19 protein-coding genes and 2 pseudogenes are annotated in these 21,112 nt (G+C 36.5%); 14 read left to right on the forward strand and 7 right to left on the reverse strand.

Going from position 1 to position 21,112, the window contains the following annotated elements:
• Positions 1-257: 257 nt before the first annotated feature.
• Entirely contained in the window at positions 258-863 is a 606-nt protein-coding gene (locus NSQ84_RS15190; RefSeq protein ID WP_063388394.1) for a response regulator transcription factor, read from the reverse strand.
• An 858-nt stretch (positions 864-1,721) separates the two neighbouring features.
• Here NSQ84_RS15190 and NSQ84_RS15195 point away from each other — a divergent pair.
• From NSQ84_RS15195 to NSQ84_RS15215, 5 genes are all read left to right on the forward strand, one after another.
• The gene (locus NSQ84_RS15195) at positions 1,722-2,402 is read left to right on the forward strand and encodes a YIP1 family protein (RefSeq protein WP_063388393.1); all 681 of its coding nucleotides are present in this window, start codon (positions 1,722-1,724) and stop codon (positions 2,400-2,402) included.
• A 16-nt stretch (positions 2,403-2,418) separates the two neighbouring features.
• Entirely contained in the window at positions 2,419-2,604 is a 186-nt protein-coding gene (locus NSQ84_RS15200) for a hypothetical protein (RefSeq protein ID WP_063388392.1), read from the forward strand.
• Between the two features lie 86 nt (positions 2,605-2,690).
• Complete coding sequence (locus tag NSQ84_RS15205) at positions 2,691-3,203, forward strand: stage II sporulation protein M (RefSeq protein ID WP_158640200.1); 513 nt, start codon at positions 2,691-2,693, stop codon at positions 3,201-3,203.
• Positions 3,204-3,218: 15 nt separating this feature from the next.
• Positions 3,219-4,955 (forward strand): hypothetical protein, encoded by a 1,737-nt coding sequence (locus tag NSQ84_RS15210; RefSeq protein ID WP_339212058.1) that lies wholly within the window; start codon positions 3,219-3,221, stop codon positions 4,953-4,955.
• Positions 4,956-4,968: 13 nt separating this feature from the next.
• Positions 4,969-5,700 (forward strand): ABC transporter ATP-binding protein, encoded by a 732-nt coding sequence (locus NSQ84_RS15215; protein WP_063387816.1) that lies wholly within the window; start codon positions 4,969-4,971, stop codon positions 5,698-5,700.
• Between the two features lie 608 nt (positions 5,701-6,308).
• Here the strand turns inward: NSQ84_RS15215 and NSQ84_RS15220 are convergent.
• Positions 6,309-7,463, reverse strand: coding sequence for an MFS transporter (locus NSQ84_RS15220; RefSeq protein WP_066248068.1), 1,155 nt, complete (start codon positions 7,461-7,463; stop codon positions 6,309-6,311).
• Positions 7,464-8,281: 818 nt separating this feature from the next.
• Positions 8,282-8,470 (reverse strand): annotated as a pseudogene (locus tag NSQ84_RS15225) (IS21 family transposase); the annotation flags it as partial.
• 470 nt (positions 8,471-8,940) lie between these two features.
• Here NSQ84_RS15225 and hxlA point away from each other — a divergent pair.
• Positions 8,941-9,576, forward strand: coding sequence for a 3-hexulose-6-phosphate synthase (hxlA, locus tag NSQ84_RS15230; protein WP_327873415.1), 636 nt, complete (start codon positions 8,941-8,943; stop codon positions 9,574-9,576).
• A 4-nt stretch (positions 9,577-9,580) separates the two neighbouring features.
• Positions 9,581-10,138 (forward strand): 6-phospho-3-hexuloisomerase, encoded by a 558-nt coding sequence (hxlB, locus tag NSQ84_RS15235; protein WP_327873416.1) that lies wholly within the window; start codon positions 9,581-9,583, stop codon positions 10,136-10,138.
• A 300-nt stretch (positions 10,139-10,438) separates the two neighbouring features.
• On the opposite strand, the gene NSQ84_RS15240 is transcribed toward hxlB, so the two are convergent.
• Together NSQ84_RS15240 and NSQ84_RS15245 are read right to left on the reverse strand one after the other, a co-directional pair.
• Complete coding sequence (locus tag NSQ84_RS15240) at positions 10,439-11,110, reverse strand: hypothetical protein (protein ID WP_063387821.1); 672 nt, start codon at positions 11,108-11,110, stop codon at positions 10,439-10,441.
• A gap of 161 nt (positions 11,111-11,271) precedes the next feature.
• On the reverse strand, positions 11,272-12,129 hold the full coding sequence (locus NSQ84_RS15245; RefSeq protein ID WP_063387822.1) for a carbon-nitrogen hydrolase family protein: 858 nt from the start codon (positions 12,127-12,129) through the stop codon (positions 11,272-11,274).
• An 8-nt stretch (positions 12,130-12,137) separates the two neighbouring features.
• Here NSQ84_RS15245 and NSQ84_RS15250 point away from each other — a divergent pair.
• Positions 12,138-12,946 (forward strand): annotated as a pseudogene (locus tag NSQ84_RS15250) (DDE-type integrase/transposase/recombinase); the annotation flags it as partial.
• Between the two features lie 820 nt (positions 12,947-13,766).
• On the opposite strand, the gene NSQ84_RS15255 reads toward NSQ84_RS15250, so the two are convergent.
• Positions 13,767-14,132 carry a winged helix-turn-helix transcriptional regulator gene (locus tag NSQ84_RS15255; RefSeq protein WP_063387824.1) on the reverse strand — a complete coding sequence of 122 codons (366 nt, stop codon included), beginning with the start codon at positions 14,130-14,132 and terminating at the stop codon, positions 13,767-13,769.
• Positions 14,133-14,448: 316 nt separating this feature from the next.
• Between NSQ84_RS15255 and NSQ84_RS15260 the strand changes: the two genes are divergently transcribed.
• The 4 genes from NSQ84_RS15260 to NSQ84_RS15275 all read left to right on the forward strand — a co-directional run bounded on the left by NSQ84_RS15260 (position 14,449) and on the right by NSQ84_RS15275 (position 19,645).
• Entirely contained in the window at positions 14,449-15,615 is a 1,167-nt protein-coding gene (locus NSQ84_RS15260; protein ID WP_063387825.1) for an iron-containing alcohol dehydrogenase, read from the forward strand.
• A gap of 119 nt (positions 15,616-15,734) precedes the next feature.
• Positions 15,735-17,192, forward strand: a complete 1,458-nt coding sequence (gene zwf, locus NSQ84_RS15265) for a glucose-6-phosphate dehydrogenase (RefSeq protein ID WP_327873417.1) — start codon at positions 15,735-15,737, stop codon at positions 17,190-17,192.
• Positions 17,193-17,293: 101 nt separating this feature from the next.
• Entirely contained in the window at positions 17,294-18,187 is an 894-nt protein-coding gene (gnd, locus tag NSQ84_RS15270) for a phosphogluconate dehydrogenase (NAD(+)-dependent, decarboxylating) (RefSeq protein WP_327856695.1), read from the forward strand.
• A gap of 123 nt (positions 18,188-18,310) precedes the next feature.
• Positions 18,311-19,645, forward strand: a complete 1,335-nt coding sequence (locus tag NSQ84_RS15275) for a glucose-6-phosphate isomerase (RefSeq protein ID WP_063387828.1) — start codon at positions 18,311-18,313, stop codon at positions 19,643-19,645.
• Positions 19,646-19,776: 131 nt separating this feature from the next.
• Here NSQ84_RS15275 and NSQ84_RS15280 read toward each other — a convergent pair whose 3' ends face one another.
• Positions 19,777-19,959, reverse strand: coding sequence for an IS3 family transposase (locus NSQ84_RS15280; RefSeq protein WP_327873429.1), 183 nt, complete (start codon positions 19,957-19,959; stop codon positions 19,777-19,779).
• An 84-nt stretch (positions 19,960-20,043) separates the two neighbouring features.
• Between NSQ84_RS15280 and NSQ84_RS15285 the strand changes: the two genes are divergently transcribed.
• Together NSQ84_RS15285 and NSQ84_RS15290 are read left to right on the forward strand one after the other, a co-directional pair.
• Positions 20,044-20,370: a hypothetical protein gene (locus NSQ84_RS15285; protein WP_327873419.1), complete on the forward strand. Its 327-nt coding sequence runs from the start codon at positions 20,044-20,046 to the stop codon at positions 20,368-20,370.
• Entirely contained in the window at positions 20,324-20,704 is a 381-nt protein-coding gene (locus NSQ84_RS15290; RefSeq protein ID WP_327873420.1) for a hypothetical protein, read from the forward strand. Before NSQ84_RS15285 ends, NSQ84_RS15290 begins: the two co-directional genes overlap by 47 nt.
• The last annotated feature ends 408 nt before the right edge of the window (positions 20,705-21,112 follow it).

The following is a 21,112-nucleotide window of genomic DNA, read 5'->3' on the forward strand; positions in this document are numbered from 1 at the left end:
TGTCCTATTCTGAATAGTGCTTAAGAATGAAATTGAGAGAACAAATAGGTCTTTTTGCTAAATCCTCCACCTGGAAAAGTCAAGTTTATACATTTCGGCTTTAAAAAATAAGAGAATCACTATGTTTGATAGACACTCTCACACACGGTACAGCGGTTTTGTTGTTTAAAGCGCAATTGAGTTCAGACACAATATCTATGTCTTGAATACCTACATGCTGGAATGTAGGCTTCCGATTTGGACAAAATATATCGATTTTAAATAGTTTTTAATAGTCCTAGTTTTATTCCTTTTACCACTGCACCAACTCTTGAGTACACATTCAGCTTTTTAATAATTGATGAAACATGGTGTTCGACCGTTCTTCTGCTTACCATCAAAATATCACTGATCTCTGCGTTCGTTTTATCTTCAGAAATCAGCTTTAAAATTTCTAACTCAGTTTTGGTTAAATAGTGATTCTGATATTCTATTTTTTTTCTAGGAATGATATTGTTGCCCAAAAAACTTTGTCTGATCGCATTTGCAAGTTCTGTAGCAGAGTTTTCCTTCGTAATGAACGCATAAGCACCGGCATGATAAGATGCGTCAATATATTCATCATCGTTATAAGCTGATAATATGACAATCTTCAGATTCGGATAGCTTTCGATTAATTTCTTTGTCAACTCAATTCCATTGTAGCCTTTCATTCTTATGTCCATTACCACAACATCCGGATGATTTTTTGATATTGCTGCATTGATGCCGGCAGGGTCGCAAATGGTATTTACAACTTCAAGATCTGATTCGTGTTCTAATAATTGTTTGATTCCTAACAAGACTAGTAAGTGATCATCTACCAGTAGTACTTTAATTTTCATTTCAATCATCCTAATCTCGGCAAAGTTATCAGGAAGTTACCATGCCCAGTTCTGACTGCATTTAAGCGTAGCCATCTTCTTCGAAGATTTTAGATCGTCACTCACCCTAATTGATTTCTCGGAAAACTCAATATAAACCCTTTTATTTTTAAAGCATTTTATAAGTCTAAAAAACATTGAAGAGAACAGATGTGAGAATAATTCACAAAATTTCCATTAAAAGAATTTCAATTAGAACAGAATGTATTTAGACTAGCTTCACTAAAATCAGATGAAAAAATTAGCGATTATAGACTAAAAGCGTATACACATCTCGAAAAAAATAATCTTCGTTTCCAAATCATTTTCCTCTAAAGGCGCAACAGTTTAAAGATGCCTTTTTTCAAGCTTAGAGCTAAACAAGTGTTTTTCCAAAAACTCATTTACTTTTCCGTTAACTGTCCGTCTGTTTTTCATATATACACAAGTGATGAGAACACATCCAAATCCAATCTTTTCTTTTGCGAATGCAAAGTTCAGTGCATCCTATCGATTCTCGCTTTTTATCCCTCCTTCAACTAGTATTTATAGTAAAAATTTTACACTAAATGACAGTTTTTTTTCATTGTTTTTTCTAAAAATAGGTATTTTCCACATCATTTTTTGTGGAAAATACCGATGTTTTTTTAGAAGATTTGTAATATATTTTGAATTAAGAAGAAGAAATTGTAAATTCTACCAAAAATATATCAATTCTTCTCTTCTCTCTAAAACTTTAAACAACAAGCCGGAGCATTGTGATCATATGAAATATTGACATTGTTTTTTAGCAAATAAATATCGAAAACTCATTAAATTATGTAAGCAGGTGATTTGATAATGCGTCTTGAAGAGCAAGAGCAATTGGTAAGAAACCCTAGTCATGTTTTTATCAAAAGGATATTTTATCCATTTAAAATCATTTATTCGCCGCAAAAAACTTTATTGAACATACATAATGAAAAAAAACTAGGAATACTAGCTACTTTGACATTAGTTATATTGTTTGCCGCAATAAGTATTGTTATAAGTCAAAATTTATTAGAATCCGAATATATAGCAGATCTTTTAGGAAACAATCCATCACAATCGTTTAAAAATGCTCTTACTATTTTTGCTGCAATTATGCAAGTCTTCTTATTTTTCGTTAATATTCTTTTACTTACAGCCTTAATAAAAATAGTTCTCTCCATCGTAAAATTGAAAGTAAAATTCAGGGAATTATTGAGATTTGTCATCATCGCTCAATCCCCTGTTGTTTTGGGGCTCGGTATAAAATACGTGTTATCTGATCCGTCTCAATATCATATTCCTGTCACCAGCTTGGCCTACCTATTTTCAGGATTAAACATGAATCAATTTCTGCAAATATTTTTATCGAAAATTGAATTATTTAATTTGTGGTCATTATTTCTAATTTGTTTAAGCTTAACAATTGTTACAAAGCAGTCTTTAACAAAGATAGTTTCCATATTATTTCCAGTAACAATTATATTTAACACACTAATTGAACTTATTTGAAAGGAGGTGAATTATAATGTTGGAACTTGATCTTTTAGTTGCTTATGGCATTAATGAAACTACTGCAAATACTATTGCTGCATTTTTGGACGCCGGTTTAGGAATAGCTTCATTCTTGACATTGATAACCGGAGCAGGTCTCACATTAAAAGCCTTGCAGATAGCTCTAAGAGCCGGAGGCAAAAAAGCTGTAGTAGCATAATGTTTTTAGGATAGGATAGAGAGCCGTTAGTCTTTCTCTATCCTACCTTCTATTTAATTTAAGAAAAAGTTAGCGAGTGAGTGATGTTGAACTATTTTTCCCGTCTACGAAACACTTTTATCCTTTCTGCCATTGTATTTGGCATAGGTTTAATTATTGGGGTCATGATAATTTTTTCGACTTCGCCTCAAATGGAGGAGGCAGCTGAGCTCCAAAGAACTTATAAAGCTGGCTGGTACTCAGTGTATTCTATTTTTTTAAATAATATACTTGTTTGTCTAGTTTTAATGCTGGGTTTATTTACATTTGGGATTCCTACGTTTATTTATTTACTCTTTAATGGCATATCTATCGGAGCAGGTCTAACTCATCTTATTTTATCTGATCAACCTTTATTAAATATATTTTTAAAGGTTATACCTCATGGAATATTTGAAATCCCCTTTTTTTTATTAGCAGGAGCTATCGGCTTTTTAGGATTTACATTTTATTTTAATAGAAAATATGGGTTGAAATTTTTATTAAAACATGTCGTAATGGTAATTATAGGAATCCTTCTAGCTTCCATTGTAGAGGGATTGATTACATTAAATTTATGAAAGTCGGGAGTCAAAATGAGAGCAGCATGGATTAAATGGAAGATTTATATAAGATGGAAAAATCAATGGGGTAAATTTTTAAATAGAAGAGGGTATTCAGGATATATATTTGCGATCACAGCTTTTTTTCTTGATGTCATAGAGGCTATTTTTTATTTTTTTTCTGCATATGCTGTATTAAAACTGGTAATTATGAATGAATTTTTACATACAGCAACGACAGGTGCGCCATTTTTGGACTTTTTATTGCAAAAAATTTCCCAAATTAACAACAATGTTTATATTCTCTGGCAGTTTTATTTTGTATATGTAATAGTTTTCTCTGTTATTGCTGGCATAAAAGCTTCCAAGTGGAATTTAAGCTCAATGGACAAGGAGTGGCTGCTGTCACATTTTAAATTGAGTTTAAGTAAAGCCAACTCTATGGTTATTTTCGAAACAATCTGCTGGAACATAAGAAGTTTCATCATACATATTTTAACATTGCTTTTTAGCTTATCATACGCAATCGGTTTAAACATATCTATGGTAATTGGATTAACACTGCTCAGCTTTTCTTTATATTTGTTTGTCAGCATTGCTGTCTCTTTTTCGCACACATTTTATGTATACAAGTTTATAATAGAAAAACCTTTCGTAAACAAAGTAGCCAAAATTGTCATATCAAGAATGATCATATTTTCAATAGGCTATTTTTTCGCTGCAAAGTTTACAGGATGGCTTATTGATATTCCCTTTATTAAAGAAAATCCCACATCCGAGTCATTTGAAAAATGGTCTAACAAAGGTTGGGAAATTCTGTTTGACAGTGTAACGACGCTCAAAATCAATTTAAGCTTTTTTGATATTTTCACTGCTAATTCTCTATATACATATATTGGCACGATATTGATGTGTATGTTTACTATGGTATTTTACTTGTTATTTATCATTCTTTTTAAAGAAAACCCCAACAGGCGATCAGCGGAGTATTTTGATCGGCTGCCTTCCCCGTTATTAAAAGTGCCGTTTTTAAAGAAAAAAGCTTTTACGATTCTTTTATTTATTAGATCGAGCTTTTTTCAAAAGAGGCTTCCGTATATGTTTGGCGATTTCGTTTATTGGTTTTCTGTTGGCATATTTAGCGGATTGCTCGCCAATTTAGATGATGAGTACAAAGTGCAGCAATTAGTACTTTCATTTTTTATTTTGTACCATATTTATTTTTTGGCGGAACGTCATTATCAGCATTTCATAGGGGGAATGGCCTTAGAAAGTGATGGCACCAATGTCTTAATTTATTTAAATGCTGGAAAAAATCTTTGGTATGTATTTAAACAAAAGTTTTTTGTTTACATCATCACGTTAATTCCTTTAATCATAATAGGTGATTTCATTGTTTATATACTCACTCCCATTTCATTAACTACTATTATATGGTTGCTCTCAATGCAAATTTTAGCTTTAAATGCTTTTGGCGCTTTAAATTATATTTCCAGCGCCTTCTATCCTCATTTTGAATTTCGAAACGCTGAAGAATTGAATGAATTTGGCGATAAAAAAATGGTCGATTCTATCTTAGATGCAATGTCTTTATTTATCATACTTCCTAGTATGACAATCCCCATGGTTTTATTTATCATGGGTTATTTAACAAAATCACAATATTTGTTCATCAATCCTATTTTTCTTGCTATTTATCTATTCGGAATGCTCTTTATATCACTTTTATTAGTAAAAAGAAAGCTAAATAAAAAACAATTTATTTATTAGGAGTGAAAATCCAGTGGGAGCAGCATCTTCTGATTATTTATTGAAAGTCCATAATCTGACCAAAATTGAAAATGGGAAAAAAATATTAGATCAAGCAACGTTTGAAATTGCTGAAAATAAAATTGTCGGATTTCTCGGACCAAATGGAGCGGGGAAAACCACAACCTTTAGAATTTTATCTGAATTGACCGGCTACGATGATGGAGAAATTTACGTCAATGGTGTAAAACTGTCAGATCTGGATCGAAAAGAAATCATGTTACTTCCTGATGCCCCATTATTATTTTCCGTGCTGACCGGAAAAGAATATTTAAAATTCATGAGCGAGTTATTAAATTTTGATATAGACAGTCCGGAAATTAAAGAAATGCTCCAGTTATTGGGATTATTAAATTCCTTAAATAAGCAAATTTTCAATTATTCGCTTGGGATGAAAAAGAAACTCAATCTTATTCCATTATTAATGAAAAAACCGAAGCTGCTTTTGCTAGATGAGTATTTATCAGGAATTGACCCTGTCAGTATGAAAGATATTAAAAACATCTTAATTCAATACGCACAAAATGGATGCAGTATTTTTATGTCTACACACCAACTAGAGGTTTGTGAAAGATATTGTGATTCAATTATTTTAATTTCCAATGGGAAAATATTAAAAAATAATATATCTATTTCCGAGATCAAAGAGACAGCTAGCAGTCTTGAGGAATATTATTTAAATGTATTTTCAACTGAGGAAGGATGAGGAATGTGTTCAAATATATTGGGGATATACTTCTCTTTATACTTTTTGCATTTGCCTTTTATTACGCAATTAAGGGATGGAAAGAAAACCGAAGCGAAAGTATATGGTATCTCATATTTAGTTTATTTATTTTGGGAGGAATCATCGTTAGATTTATATTTTAAATCACTACCATTGCAAATAAATCCGATGATTCCACCACACTAACAATGTTCAAAAATGATAAAGTACATAACCCTTGGAAAAGGTGGTTCCTATTCGAAAAGTTACACTTAATCGAACAATAAAATGAAGTTCTTATCAAGTTAAGAAAACCATGGGGAAAAATCTTTCATGCACCACCGATCAAACGAAAAACTTTACGTTGAGTGGTAGGTAAGCTAACAAGGTTGAATTAGCTAACTGTCTTCCTGGCAAAAAAAGCATACATAGTGGCTCAAAATCAAATCGCAGTATGTTCCCGTCTGCTTCACCTTAATTCATTAAGGAGACGATACAAGTCAAGTTTCAATGACTTTCGGGACAATCCCATTGTGGAAAAAGAATCCTTATTTTAGTCATAAATATTCACTATGATTCGGCAAGGAAATAATACTGTTTTGTTCATATCATAATTCAGAAACTTTCAATCTCCCTGGGGTTCTTCCTGCGAGAAATAAATTACTTAATAGTGCCAAAATGATTGTTCCAATTGTTAAAAAAACGACACCATGCCATCCGTAATTTTCCCATAAAAGGCCGGGAATCCAACCGCCAAGGCTTCCTCCTAAATAGAAAAACACCAAATATAAAGACGTAGCAGCTCCCCGTGAATCGGCGGCCATATCTGTCACATAAGCTGTTGTTGCTGATTGAGAAGCAAAATTTCCGAGCGTCAACAATGATGATCCCACAACAAGCGCAGGAATCGTTGGCCAAAGCGTTATGAAAATACCGATTCCGCCAAGAATATGCCCCATACTCATTGTCCAACGCCGGCCAATCTTATCAGATATCATGCCGGCTATAGGAGCGGAGAAAATGCCGAACGCATATGTAGCATAAAGCAACGAAATTTGTGTATTGCTTAACTGAAAAGGAGGTTGAGCAACATAAAAAGGAATATATGTGAAAAAGCTAATAAATGCGAAGAATTGCGAAAAACCTATAGTGAATGTACCTATCAGAGCAGGATTTTTAAAATGTATGCCAAAACTTTGTTTCTTCCTTTCTCTTTGATAGTTAGGTTTAGGGAGATATTTCCAAACTAAAAAAGCAACGACCATGGAATACACCGCGATTATTGAAAAAACAGTCCTCCAGGAAAATGTGTCGGCTATCGGTCCAGAAATAACCCGTCCCAGCAATCCGCCCGCCACATTAGCACTTACATATACTCCCATCACTCTTCCACGTTGATTTAGAGGAAATTCTTCAGATACATATGCCATCATCACAGCCAAGATGCCAGGTATGATGAGACCATACATACATCTCCAAAATAAAATTGATGAAAATGATTCACTAATGTAAATCATCATACTCGGAAAAATTAATAATATACTTGCAAAAAGAATAACTTTTTTTCGATCCCATTGGTCCAATAATTGAGCAAATACAAAAGATGACACGGCTAATGAAATAATGGTAATCGAAATAGCTGAGCTTGCCGTTGCTATCGATATATTAAATTCTTGAGTCCACAACGGGAGTAGAGGCTGTGGTGCATAAAGAACAATGAACGCATTTGCTGTAGCTACAAAAATAATGAATAAACGTAACATATAGTGACTACTCCTCCGCTATCTTTTATTGTTGAAGTCATCTTTTTAAATGTTTACTGAGAGCATCGGCCGGTTCATATTCAATAATGCAGCCTATACAATGAATGACATCCTTATATGGAAAACAAATTACCGAGGATGAGAAGAGTTCTTTTCGTTTAACAAAAAAGTAACTCTTTTAAATAATTCGAGATACGAAAGAAATATCCTTCATTTTTTTATCCTCACGCCTCTTTCAATCTATAATCGTTCCAAATATATAGAAAAAAGAACAGCCAACCATATGAATGCGGCTGCACTTTCGAATCCTATTTAATAGAATCTACTTTTTTCGAAAATACAAATTCAGAGTCGCCAACGCCACTTATTCTATAAATCGTATCATTTTCCTCAAGAACAATATTGTCTCAGCCAATTCACTTGAAATAACCGTTACTATCAGAGCCTGTATCAACCAATATCCGATTGTATTTGATAATTGAATTTTGAGCCACTCCGATCTAACTTTGCAACTGGTAAATCTGCATAAATCTTGATGTCAAAAAAGCTTCCTTGTCTTATAATAGGCATAGGGGGTCAACCTTAAGTCGATAGATTGTTTGGCCGCTTACTTATTTCGACATTTTCGGGAGTACTTCTTATTTAGTGCTTAGAAATCTTTGAGTCTGGAGGAATAATATTTATAAAATTCATTCAATTTATTATTTTTAGTATTGTTCAAAATTAATGTAATATTAATGATGAAGAGAAAAGTAAAATTACAATACTAAACTCTACACTTGCTTAAATGCCTTGAACAAGAAACTTATTACAAAGCTTTGACCGTATCCTTCTTCCTCCATCATCCCCCGTTTTCGCTTCGTTTTTTGTCTGACCGAAATGTCTCCATCCGCATATTTCTTGACTGTTCTTCAGTTAAATCCCGTCCTGCGGACAATTTCGGAAAGCGATAACCCTTTCTTTTCACGCAAATGTTTGATATGATGAATTTCAGGCTTTGCTAGCATCCTTTCATTACCTCTACTGTTTGTTCTTCACAACCTTAAACAGTAGAGGGTATTTTAGGAGCTGGCAAGCCTTTTTTTATGCCATGAAGCTCTGCACTTTTTTGTTGCAGAACTCTGTACTTTCATTTTGCACTAAACACCCGGTGGAGTACAAAGAGAAACACCTCAAAAAATTGTCTAGTTTAGTGTTGACATACCAACTTTTATACATCGTTTTAATCGTTATTATGGAAAGGGTTTATATCCAATGGGTTTGATCGTGCGAGTCGAAATGGTAGCAGTATATAGCCGTTTGAAAGAAGTTTATTATAAACCAATAGTATATTTTTTGTCACTATGTAAAAATAAAGTGCGTACTTTCTAAAGAAAATCATACATAGTATACTGGTTGCTGTATAAGCGGTAAACAGATACGGAGATACGTTCGCTTGTACGACAAATAACAAATTTTTGTTAGGGGGGAAGAATTCATGCAGTTACAATTAGCATTGGATCTTGTAAATATTCCTGAAGCGAAAGAGCTTGTGAAAGAAGTTGAGGAGTATGTGGATATTGTAGAAATCGGTACTCCTGTTATTATTAATGAAGGTCTTAGAGCTGTTAAGGAAATCAAAGAGGCATTCCCTAATTTAACCGTTCTAGCTGACTTAAAAATCATGGATGCAGCTGCGTATGAAGTGATGAAATCATCCGAAGCTGGCGCGGATATTATCACGATACTTGGAGTTGCTGAAGATATGTCAATCAAAGGGGCTGTTGAAGAAGCGAGAAAACAAGGTAAAAAAATCTTGGTTGACATGATCGGTGTTAAAAATTTAGAAGAACGTGCTAAAGAAGTGGATGAATTTGGCGTAGACTATATTTGTGTACACACAGGATACGATCTTCAAGCAGTCGGAAAAAATTCTCTTGAAGACCTTCTGACTATTAAACGTGTCGTGAAAAATGCGAAAACGGCCATTGCAGGCGGCATTAAATTAAACACGTTGCCAGAAGTCATTAAAGCAAAACCGGATCTTGTAATTGTAGGTGGCGGTATTACTGGACAAGAAGATAAGCGAGCTGTAGCTGCTGAAATGAAAAAAATGATCCAGCAAGGTGAATAAAATCATGCAGACTACACAATATTTAGCGGAAATCATAAAAGAATTGAATCGCACAGTAGATATAATCGCTGATGAAGAAGCTGAAAAATTGGTAAAGGGGATTCTTGAGGCAAAGAAAATCTTTGTAGCTGGTGCAGGCAGATCTGGATTTATATCCAAATCTTTTGCGATGCGAATGATGCACATGGAGCTAGATGCCTACGTTGTAGGTGAAACCATCACTCCTAACTTGGAAAAAGATGATATTTTAATCATCGGATCCGGTTCAGGAGAAACGAAAACGTTGGTTTCCATGGCTGAGAAAGCAAAACGATTAGGAGCAGCAGTAGCGCTTGTTACGATTTTCCCTGAATCGACCATTGGACAACTAGCAGATTTCACTGTTAAATTACCGGGTTCACCTAAAGATCAATCGGATAATGGATACAAAACTATACAGCCAATGGGATCACTATTTGAGCAAACCCTCTTATTATTTTATGATGCGATCATATTGAGATGTATGGAGAAAAAGGGATTGGACTCCAATACGATGTTTAAAAGGCATGCCAACCTTGAATAGCCTTAAGGAGTCCTAAACAAAATTTTAAACTAATTCAAGTCATTGATCAAACTAATTTTTAAAGAACAAAAAGACCGCAAAGAGCTCCCTTTAAGGAAAACTTTGCGGTCTTTTTTCTTTGTTTTTTGAAAGATATTGATGCGAATACCACCTATAGTCCATATACTGAGAAATAAAAAGTCGATTTTTCCTACGCTGAGGAAGAATCGACTTTTGATCTATCTTTTATCTATCTTAGCTCTATATTGGCTTTGTGAGAGTTTAAGCTATAAAAATGGGTAAGTCTCTCTGTTTAATTCATTAAATGTTTAAAAGCAGCACAGTATCCTTATGTTCGAGATTTTCAATCATTTCAAACCAGGACTTCGGTTTGTTTGATAAGACGGAATAATAACGTTTCAAAAACTTCACAACAAGATCCGCTGGAAGTTCATTCACGTTATCGTCCATCGGAAGGAAACAAAGGTCGAGCCCTGTTACGGCCTCGCCATCATTGTTCCAAGATGGATGGACATAAGGGAAGTCAAGTCGCTTATAGCCAAGATGGGATAATACTTCACGGCGAACATATGGATCCATCGGCTTAATTCCGCCAAATTCATAATGTTCTACTCGATAAGGATCATAAATTTCAGCAAACATGCCAAATAACTGCTTTCCGTTTGCTGCTGCCCAAGCGTTCAAATCCTCTAATCTCTTTTGCGCTAAAAATCGCCCGATCCCAAGTCCTGCTTGGCCGATGATCGTGAAATCTGTCATGGCGACATTTAAATCTTCATAATAGCGATACTCTGTCGCACCTACGACATTCCCTTCATGAACTGCAACACACACACGAATCCCTGGATCCTCAAGAGGCTCTTTCCAGAGATCGAATTCTAATACTTCTTCAGGAGGAAATACATCTTGCATCAATTGGTGCATTTTTTTAAATAAAGGGGCTTCAATACTCGTAATTCTGCGATATTCCATTTCATCATTCTCCTTGTGAAGATTTTGATGTATAAAAAGGATTTTTCCATTCCATTGGGGTGTTTGTAAAGGACAAATGGCATCGGTTAACCATCAGTCTCGGGATAAAGCTGGTTTGTTTACCACTTTTTCATAACACTTTTGACACTACCTAGAGCAGCTTATTTCCAATCCGGATAGAGATCTGTACGGCGATCACGCCATGTAGTCACCGATCCTCTTTCACGAACTTGGTATAATAATTCTAAATCAATATCAGCAGTTACAACCATATCATGATTGATTTCCCCTTCGACTAAGATGCCGCGCGGAGGAAATGGAATATCGTTCGGTGTAATCATCGCCGCTTGCCCAAAATTCGCCCTCATAAAATCAACCGTAGGAAGAGAACCAACTGTACCAGTGGTAACGACATATACTTGATTTTCGACTGCTCTCGCATGGCTTGTGTAGCGGACACGATGGAATCCATGTCGATCATCGGTGCAAGAAGGACAGAAAATAACATCCGCACCTTTCGCCTTTGCCATTCGAACGATTTCTGGAAATTCGATGTCATAGCAGGTCAACATCGCAATCGTTCCTTTGTCGGTCTCGAACACTTGTAAGCCATCGCCAGGTGACATGTTCCATTCCTTTACTTCCGTAGGCGTAATATGAAGCTTTGCCTGCTCTGCGACTCTTCCGTCTGGGCAGAACAAATGAGCAACGTTGTACAATCGGTCGCCTTTACGAATAACATGGGTTCCCCCAATAATATGCATCTTTGTTTGCTTAGCCAAATTTATAAACAAAGAACGATACTGTTCTGTAAAATCTGGAAGATCTTGAATAGTCAAAGGCTGTCCTTGTTCATTGCCAATCGACATGAGCTGAGTTGTAAAAAATTCTGGGAATAAAACAAAATCTGCATCAAATTCTTGAGCCGTTTTAATATAATGCTCGACTTGATTGGCAAATTCCTCAAAAGAATTTATAGTATGGAGATGATATTGAACAGCTGAGACTCTTAGCTTCATAAAGTCTCCTCCTTGGACTGATTTTGACGTATTACGTCAATTATGGGATGTCTTCCCGAAAAACAGCGAGCATCATGAAGGATGTATATGGTCTGTCGATTTCGCATCAGACGGTCATCAACTATGCAATCAGTGTCGCGCTTATGATCAAACCTTTTGTTGATCGATTCCCATACGAGTTGTCTGGCTCTTTCTGTGGGGATGAGACGTACATTCGGGTGAAAGGACGTTGGCATTATTGGTTCTTTATGTTTGATTTGTTGCCGTAAAAAAAGTCGTGTTGTATTATCGTGTCTCCCCCAACCGAGATACGATATCGGCGATTCGCGCCATCGATGACGTCCTGCAGAAACTGTCTTCCATCTCAGGTGATTTGACACTTGTCGTCGATGGGAACCCGATTTACTTATTGGCTCAACACTTTTTTGCGCAACACGGCATTCGTTTCGATGTCCACCAAGTGATTGGGCTCACCAATGACGATCCTGTATCGGAAGAGTTCCGCCCACTCAAACAGATCATCAAACGATTCAACCGAACGTTTAAAGGCAACTATCGACCGACCCATGCCTTCGGCGCAGAAGAAGGATCTGTTTCTTTCGTCACTTTATTTGTGGCGTATTTTAACTTCTTGCGCCCTCATGGTGCACTCGAAAACCGAGTTCCAATCGTCATTCCAGAGTTAGACAGCCTCCCACATATGCCAGCGCGATGGGGCAAACTCATTGCCATGGCTAAAGGTTTCCTTCAGCAAAAGGCTGCCGAACAGAAACGGATTCAACGGAGCGAACCCTTGACCATCCGAACCTCGCCATAGGTTTAATCAGGAATGGGCAAGGGCTGCTTTCCTATGCCCTTTTTTCCTGCTCTTGCCCTTACTGACCTCTTCTCTCCTTTGGCGAGTGTTGGTCAAGGGCGAAGCCAACCGCACATTTCCCTTCATTTTCCTACAAAAGGTAGCTGTTTTTTGCAAAATAAAGTGCAGAGAATTGCAAAATCCTTATGCAGTGATATGCAATGGGGCTTTATATGGCGGAGCCATGATAACCTTTTTTGGTTTTGCCAAAACTGTTGAAGCTGGCGCTTGGCTAAAGAAATCATGGCTACAGAGGATCCATGTCAAGCCCTTGATGGATAGATCACATATATGTATATTTATACAAAATTTTGACAAAGATATACTGCAACACTCTGTATTTTTTTCTTGCAAAAAAACAGTAGCTCGAGATCACTTTTCATAGAATTAGAAAATTATACCTATTCATGTTATGATAAGTGATACGGTTATTATAAGTGAAAAAATTTTGCTCTATTCATGTTATGGATGATAAGTGATAATGTTATTATAAAGTACATCATCAACTTTACCAAGTACATACTTTTACGTAATATAGTGTGAAAAAGTATACTATAAGTAAAAATGTACAAATTAATGAGTGATCAACGTACATGCAGAAAAACCAACGGGAAGCGATCTGCCCGTTGGTTTTTTAGTGTTTGACTCACTTATCATTCATTTTCGTTGCTTTTTTGTTAATCGCTATCTTGGAGGGAAGGGATCTCTACAAATTGCGCGTCAATAAAAGCGCATAATAACAAAAGAAAGTTTGTTTTGAACCTTTAAATAGAGAGAGTTTTTACTTGACGGACTCATGAATTTTTACTTGGTCTTTCACAACAGTCTCCATGTAGTTTTTGCCCCATTCATACATAGCATCGAGAATCGGCATTAGACTTTTCCCATATTCGGTCAGTGAATATTCCACTTTTGGCGGAACAACGGGATAGACTTTGCGATGAACAATGAGGTCTTCTTCCAGCTCCCGCAATTGGTTAACAAGCATTCTTTGGGTGATGCCTGGCATGAGAGCCTTCAGTTCACCAAATCGCTTCGTCCCCCATTTTCCTAGATGCCATAAAATAAGCATTTTCCATTTCCCCCCGATGACAGCAAGCGTCAATTCTTTTTCACAGTTATATACCTTACCACAAACATGTCCCATTTCTTGCACCTCCGTATCTATTATGACAGATAGTATACTTTTTATCACTATATGCTAAAAATGCACATACTTACAAACAAACATTATACACATTTAAGTACTTCATTTCCACAAATAATAGTCAGTGTTTTTTCCTTCTCATGGGAATATGTCCCATTCATCGTATCTCTTTGTCCATTATAACATTTAGGTATACTTTTATATACTATATTGTATTTTTATCACTACATGATAATAAAGTGCGTACTTTTAAAAATATATTATACCTATTATACTAGCGTCTGTATAACAAATCATAAGCACAGGAGGGAACAACATGAATCGTTTTACTATTCCACGCGATATTTATTTCGGAGAAAATGCTCTCGATGTTTTGAAAACGTTGGAAGGATCAAAAGCTGTTCTCGTCATTGGTGGTAGCTCCGTCAAGAAAAATGGGAATCTTGATAAAATTCAACAACTTCTTTCAGAAGCCAATATAGAAACAACAGTGATCGAGGGGATTACGACGGAACCGACGACCCAAATGGTCAAAAAAGGTGTACGTGTTCTTAATGATTTTCAGCCTGACTGGGTAATTGGAATTGGCGGTGGATCGGTAATGGATGCGGCGAAAGCGATGTGGCTGTTCTATGAGCATCAAGAATTAACATTCGAAGAAGCGACTCGTCCATTTAGTTTGCCGCGATTGCGTACAAAAGCAAAATTCGTGGGAATTCCAACTACAAGCGGAAGCGCATCTGAAATATCCAATTTATCAGTGATTACCGACGCGGAAACAGGTGTCAAATATCCATTGGCTGATTTCGAATTGACACCAGATATGGCAATTATCGATCCGGTTATGGTTCAATCCATGCCGAAGCATGTGATAGCTTACAGTGGAATGGACGCGATCACACACAGCATTGAAGCATATGTAGCTAAGCCTCGTACCGTTTTCACCGATTCGATGGCGATTGAAGCTGCTGAAGTACTTAAAGAGAATCTTCTCGCTTCTTATCTGGGAGATCTAAGAGCTCGTGAGCAAGTCCATTATGCTCAGGCGATGGCCGGCATGGCATTTGCTAATGCGGTACTAGGAAACGTGCACAGTCTTTCGCATAAAAGTGGTCCAACCTTTAATATTGCGCATGGATGTGCCAATGCGATTTATTTACCATATGTGATTCAATTTAATCGCAAGGTAGTCGAGGACCGTTATGCATCAATTGCAGAACGACTCGGTTTGAAAGGTGAAAACAATAAAGAATTGGTAGATTCTCTTATTTCTTGGATTCGTGACTTGAATCAAAACATGAATATTCCAAATACACTCCAAGAGTACGGAGTATCCGAGGAGATGTTCCACGCACACGTAGATGAAATGGCAGTCAATGCCGTGAAAGATCCATGTACAAGCACCAATCCGCGTGAAACATCTGTAGAAGAAATGAAAAAATTATACATCGCAGCGCTTTATGGTCTAGATGTTAACTTCTAATTGACAAGCATCATCAAAATTTCTTAACCAAAGATAAAAAGATCGGATTCCATTTGAATCTGAATCTTTTTATCTCACTGTATTTAAATGTTTTCGGTTTAAAGATGGGGGAATGAAAATTGGATTCTATGACCTTTGTCTTGTTTGGAGCAACAGGGGATTTAGCTAAAAGAAAAATTTTTCCTGCATTATATCATTTATTTCTCGATCAAAAAATGCCTCATTCGTTTTCCATTATTGGTTTAGGTAGAAGAGAATGGTCGGATGATGAGTTTCAAACACATGTGGAACATTCAGTAAAAACATTTTCTACACGTTTCATCCATGACCGTTCGAAATTGGAAGAATTTCTTCGCGCATTTCGTTATAGTCCTTTAGATGTAACGAATATGGACGGGTATAAAAAGCTACTGAAAATCGTTCAGCAACGTGAAAAAGAGTTGAATATTCCTGAAAACCGCATGTTTTATTTATCTGTTGCGCCAGAGTTTTTTGATGTAATTACGTCGAACATCAAGGAAAGTGGATTAGGCTCTACAAAAGGTTGGAAACGTCTAGTTATCGAAAAACCATTTGGGCATGATTTGAAATCAGCCCAAGATTTAAACGAAAAGTTAAGTCAAGCTTTCGAAGAAGATGAAATTTATCGGGTAGATCATTATCTCGGAAAACCAATGGTCCAAAACCTCGAAGCTTTAAAATTTGCCAACCCTGTGTTTCAAGCATTATGGAACAATCAGCACATAGCCAATGTACAAATTACAGCTAGTGAAACGGTTGGGGTAGAAGAAAGAGCGGGTTATTATGACCGGGCAGGGGCGATTCGCGATATGTTTCAAAATCATATGCTGCAATTGTTAATGATGACAGCCATGCACGTGCCAAAACGGATCAGCTCACAAGACATCCGTAATGAAAAAATAAACATCATGGAATCTCTTCGACTACTACCAAAAGAAGAAGTAGGTTTACACGTTGTTCGCGGTCAATACGGTCCGGGAGAAATCCATGGCAAACGAGTTGTTGGATATAAAGAAGAACCTGGGGTTGATGCTTCTTCCACAACGGATACATTCGTTGCGGCTCGTTTATGGATTGATGATGAGTTTTGGAACGGGGTGCCATTCTATATTCGTACAGGTAAAAGAATGAAGGAAAAGTCCACACGTATTGTTATTGAATTCAAAAATCCATTAAAGGAATGGTACTTTCCAAAAAATGAGAAAACGGCTCCTAATCTTTTAGTGATTGAAATCAATCCGAACGAAGGGATTTCGTTGCAATTCAATAGTAAAAATGTATTAAACGATGGAAAGATGGAGACCGTTCATATGCGCGTTGCGACTAACCAAAAAAATGTACCCGAAGCCTATGAACTCTTAATTTTTGATGCTTTACATGGCGACACGACTTTCTTTGCTCATTGGAAAGAAGTTGAATTATCTTGGAAGTGGATACAGCCTGTTTTAGAAGCGTTTGAGGAAAATCTTCTTCCTCTTCACACATATCGTTCAAGTTCGATGGGACCAGAGGCTTCTCATAAATTATTAGAAGAGGACGGATTTCATTGGTGGTAGCTCGTGTCGAACTTCATTCTCATCAAATGAACTATAGGTTAGCTGTGCGTATATACGTATAAAATGTGAATGGCTAAAGGTAAATCTAGGAGGCAATGAACATGAAAGTCGGATTAATCGGTTTAGGAAAAATGGGATTAAACTTAGGTAAAAATCTCATTGACCATAAGCACGAAGTAGTGGCATTCGATGTAAATTCAGAAGCGGTTGAAGAAATAAAAAAATATGGGGCTACAGGTGTATCCAGTTTAAGGGAACTCGTTTTATCATTAGAAAAGCCAAAAATTGTTTGGATGATGATTCCACACAACGTTGTTGATTCGGTGATTCGTGAGATTATACCATTTCTAAGCGAAGGCGACATTGTGATTGATGGTGGCAATTCTCACTATAAGGAATCGATTCGTCACTATAATGAGCTAAAGGAGATTGGAATTCACTTTATGGATGCGGGAACTTCTGGCGGAGTCGAAGGTGCTCGAAACGGAGCATGTTACATGGTTGGAGGGGATCGTGAAGCTTGGAGCATTGTCGAACCTCTTTTCCGAGATACAGCTCTACAAAATGGGTATTTATATGCGGGAAAAGCAGGCAGCGGCCACTTTTTAAAAATGGTTCACAATGGAATTGAATACGGTATGATGGCTGCCATTGGTGAAGGATTCGAAATATTAGAGAAAAGCGAATTCGATTATGACTACGAAAAAGTAGCAAGAGTGTGGAACAATGGTTCGGTTATTCGTTCATGGCTCATGGAATTAACCGAACGCGCATTTTCAAAAGATGCAAAATTAGATGAAATCAAAGGGATTATGCACTCTTCCGGTGAAGGGAAATGGACAATTGAAACAGCTTTAGATCTGCAAACTGCCACACCTGTCATCGCCATGGCCTTATTGATGCGGTATCGTTCATTAGAAAACGATACATTTACAGGTAAAGTGGTAGCCGCGCTACGCAACGAATTTGGCGGACATGCCGTGGAAAAGAAATAAATAGTTGCAAGCATTTGAAACATCTTCACGAAAGGTTCAATGAAATCGCATAAGAGTAATTTTCAGGTCCAAGATCTACACGGAAGAACGATGGTGAATTTTCGAAAAGAAAGGAGAAGGTATATGGCTATCTCTTTTGATTACTCCAATGCTTTACCATTTATGAAAGAGAGTGAACTAGATCATCTAAGTGAATTTGTAAAAGTGGCTCATACTATGCTTCATGAAAAGAAAGGACCAGGATCGGATTTTCTTGGTTGGGTTGATTGGCCGATTCGTTACGATAAAGACGAATTCGTGCGAATCAAACAAACTGCTGAAAGAATCCGGAGTCATTCAGACGCTCTTGTCGTAATCGGCATTGGCGGATCTTATTTAGGGGCGAGGGCAGCTATTGAAGCATTGTCCCATACTTTTCATAACCAGGCGAACGATACGACGCAAATTTATTTTGCGGGTCAGAATATCAGCTCTACTTATATCTCTCATTTATTAGATGTATTAGAAGGCAAAGAGCTGTCTATCAACGTTATTTCTAAATCAGGAACAACGACAGAGCCTGCCATTGCTTTCCGAATTTTCCGCGACTACATGGAGAAAAAATATGGAAAAGAGGAAGCAAGAAAACGTATTTATGTTACCACTGATCAAGAAAAGGGAGTATTAAAAAAGCTTGCCGATCAAGAAGGATATGAAACGTTTGTTATTCCAGATGACATAGGCGGAAGATATTCTGTGCTGACAGCAGTTGGCCTGTTGCCAATCGCCGTAGCTGGATTGAATATTGATCGAATGATGGAAGGGGCAGCATCGGCATATTATAAATATAACAATCCTGATCTTTTAACCAATGGAAGTTATCAGTATGCCGCTGTGCGAAATATTTTTTACCGTAAAGGGAAAGCGATCGAATTATTGGTGAACTATGAACCGTCCCTTCATTACGTATCCGAATGGTGGAAACAGCTGTTTGGCGAAAGCGAAGGGAAAGATCAGAAAGGACTATTTCCTGCATCCGTTGATTTTACAACAGATTTACATTCCATGGGGCAATACGTTCAGGAAGGTCGCCGCAATCTGATCGAAACAGTGCTGCAAGTTAAAAAACCGCGAATCGAACTGACGATTCAAGAAGATCGAGAAAATATCGATGGATTGAATTTCTTGGCCGGTAAGACACTGGATGAGGTAAACAAAAAAGCGTTTCAAGGTACGCTATTAGCACACGTAGACGGCGGAGTGCCTAACTTAATTGTTGAACTGGACGAAATGAATGAATACACCTTTGGTGAAATGATATACTTTTTCGAAAAAGCTTGCAGCATGAGCGGACATTTACTGGGCGTGAATCCGTTTGATCAGCCGGGAGTGGAGGCTTACAAGAAAAATATGTTTGCCTTACTTGGCAAGCCGGGTTTTGAAGTTGAAAAGGCAACTCTCATGAAACGGTTATCTTAATAACGTTTTTATATAAAGGCAACCGGAAGATTCAACTTATAACGGATTGAAAAGCAGGCTACCTGTTCCTATACTCCGCAGGAGTGAACTGCCCCCCTGTCAAGTAGTCAGTAGAAATAATAAAAATATACCTAAGCGGCTTTAGCTCTATATTCCATGGGGCTAAGGCCGTTTAATCTTTTTGGATACCTTTCATCATGATAAAAGCGGATGTACTCATCAATCGCAAGAGATAATTCTTCAAATGTCTGATACTTATGTAAAAAATAATACTTCTCGTATTTGAGCGTTCTCAAAAAATTCCATTGGACCATTAAAATTTTTAAAGGTAAATTATCAAAACAGAATTTGTTAAAGGTAAATATTTCAAAAATTCGACCAATTGAAACTGGAATTAGATGATAACGAACCTTCAAGATATACAAGCGAAATTAAATCCTTTAACGAAGGATACCGATAAAGATGGCATAAAAGACGCGGAAGAAGACAATGACTCTGATAAATTGAACACAAAAGAAGAGTTTATCGTAGGGACAAACTCAACTAACGCTGACTCTGACAAAGATGGCATAACTGATGGTGATGAAGATAGAGACAACGATAAAATAGCTAATTATCTTGAATTTGAATTGGGATATAACCCGAAAAATTCTGATAGTGATCAGGACGGTTTAAAAGATGGTGATGAAGATTTTGATAGAGATGGGGTTCCAAACAGTTTATGAAGTAAAAGAACTTGAAATAAAGTTAATTGACTCAGATGGTAAAAAGTTCAAATTGGAATATGAACTTTCAAAGGAAGAATTAGAAATCAAGTTTAAAGATGAAATTGGAATTATGGACCCTAAAACGGTTGTTGATCGATTAACCTTAACTCCAGATCTAACAGAAGAGGAGTTAATTGATCAAGTGAAGCGAGTTCTTGGTATTAACACTTTTTTAGAACTAAAGATTGAAGTTGAATTTGTCAACGGAAAAGAACTAGAAGTCAATAAAGATGCGGATAAGGATAAAAATGATAAAGATACGGATGAAAATGCGATGAATAAACGCTTATGACACAATAACAGATCCACGATTGAAAACTCAAGATGTGTCTGAAACTAATTGCTTAAGTGGAAAACAGTAACAAAATTAGGATTTTAATTGCAGACAAGAAGGATTTCTACCTCTTGTCTTTTTCTATTAAAATCTTTTTATAAAAAACAATTAAAATAATGTGAAACCCATGGTGCTAGTTGAGCGTTGACGCCCGACTAGCACCATGGGTTGTAATAAATCTTTTTATAGTTTGCTTCTGTCAAAACGCCGATTTTGACTTAAAATAGAAGGTTTTAGGTAGATTATTTAAATTTTTCCTTATAATCATTTAACTATTTATTTATTAAATGATCTTCAGACAAATATTCTATAATCGGCAATAAATACGAACGTTTGGTGTGTCCTAATTTTTATAATTCCTCCATA

Origin of the sequence: Aeribacillus sp. FSL K6-3256 (assembly GCF_037965805.1) — a bacterium.
GTDB classification, from domain to species: Bacteria; Bacillota; Bacilli; order Bacillales; family Aeribacillaceae; genus Aeribacillus; species Aeribacillus composti.

What these genes read in the sequence shown, in the direction of transcription:
- NSQ84_RS15190 (WP_063388394.1), bottom strand. Translation starts at nt 863, where the DNA reads ATGAAAATTAAAGTACTACTGGTAGATGATCACTTACTAGTCTTGTTA.
- NSQ84_RS15195 (WP_063388393.1), top strand. Translation starts at nt 1,722, where the DNA reads ATGCGTCTTGAAGAGCAAGAGCAATTGGTAAGAAACCCTAGTCATGTT.
- NSQ84_RS15200 (WP_063388392.1), top strand. Translation starts at nt 2,419, where the DNA reads ATGTTGGAACTTGATCTTTTAGTTGCTTATGGCATTAATGAAACTACT.
- NSQ84_RS15210 (WP_339212058.1), top strand. Translation starts at nt 3,219, where the DNA reads ATGAGAGCAGCATGGATTAAATGGAAGATTTATATAAGATGGAAAAAT.
- NSQ84_RS15220 (WP_066248068.1), bottom strand. Translation starts at nt 7,463, where the DNA reads ATGTTACGTTTATTCATTATTTTTGTAGCTACAGCAAATGCGTTCATT.
- hxlA (WP_327873415.1), top strand. Translation starts at nt 8,941, where the DNA reads ATGCAGTTACAATTAGCATTGGATCTTGTAAATATTCCTGAAGCGAAA.
- hxlB (WP_327873416.1), top strand. Translation starts at nt 9,581, where the DNA reads ATGCAGACTACACAATATTTAGCGGAAATCATAAAAGAATTGAATCGC.
- NSQ84_RS15240 (WP_063387821.1), bottom strand. Translation starts at nt 11,110, where the DNA reads ATGGAATATCGCAGAATTACGAGTATTGAAGCCCCTTTATTTAAAAAA.
- NSQ84_RS15245 (WP_063387822.1), bottom strand. Translation starts at nt 12,129, where the DNA reads ATGAAGCTAAGAGTCTCAGCTGTTCAATATCATCTCCATACTATAAAT.
- NSQ84_RS15255 (WP_063387824.1), bottom strand. Translation starts at nt 14,132, where the DNA reads ATGGGACATGTTTGTGGTAAGGTATATAACTGTGAAAAAGAATTGACG.
- NSQ84_RS15260 (WP_063387825.1), top strand. Translation starts at nt 14,449, where the DNA reads ATGAATCGTTTTACTATTCCACGCGATATTTATTTCGGAGAAAATGCT.
- gnd (WP_327856695.1), top strand. Translation starts at nt 17,294, where the DNA reads ATGAAAGTCGGATTAATCGGTTTAGGAAAAATGGGATTAAACTTAGGT.
- NSQ84_RS15275 (WP_063387828.1), top strand. Translation starts at nt 18,311, where the DNA reads ATGGCTATCTCTTTTGATTACTCCAATGCTTTACCATTTATGAAAGAG.
- NSQ84_RS15280 (WP_327873429.1), bottom strand. Translation starts at nt 19,959, where the DNA reads ATGGTCCAATGGAATTTTTTGAGAACGCTCAAATACGAGAAGTATTAT.
- NSQ84_RS15285 (WP_327873419.1), top strand. Translation starts at nt 20,044, where the DNA reads ATGATAACGAACCTTCAAGATATACAAGCGAAATTAAATCCTTTAACG.
- NSQ84_RS15290 (WP_327873420.1), top strand. Translation starts at nt 20,324, where the DNA reads ATGGTGATGAAGATTTTGATAGAGATGGGGTTCCAAACAGTTTATGAA.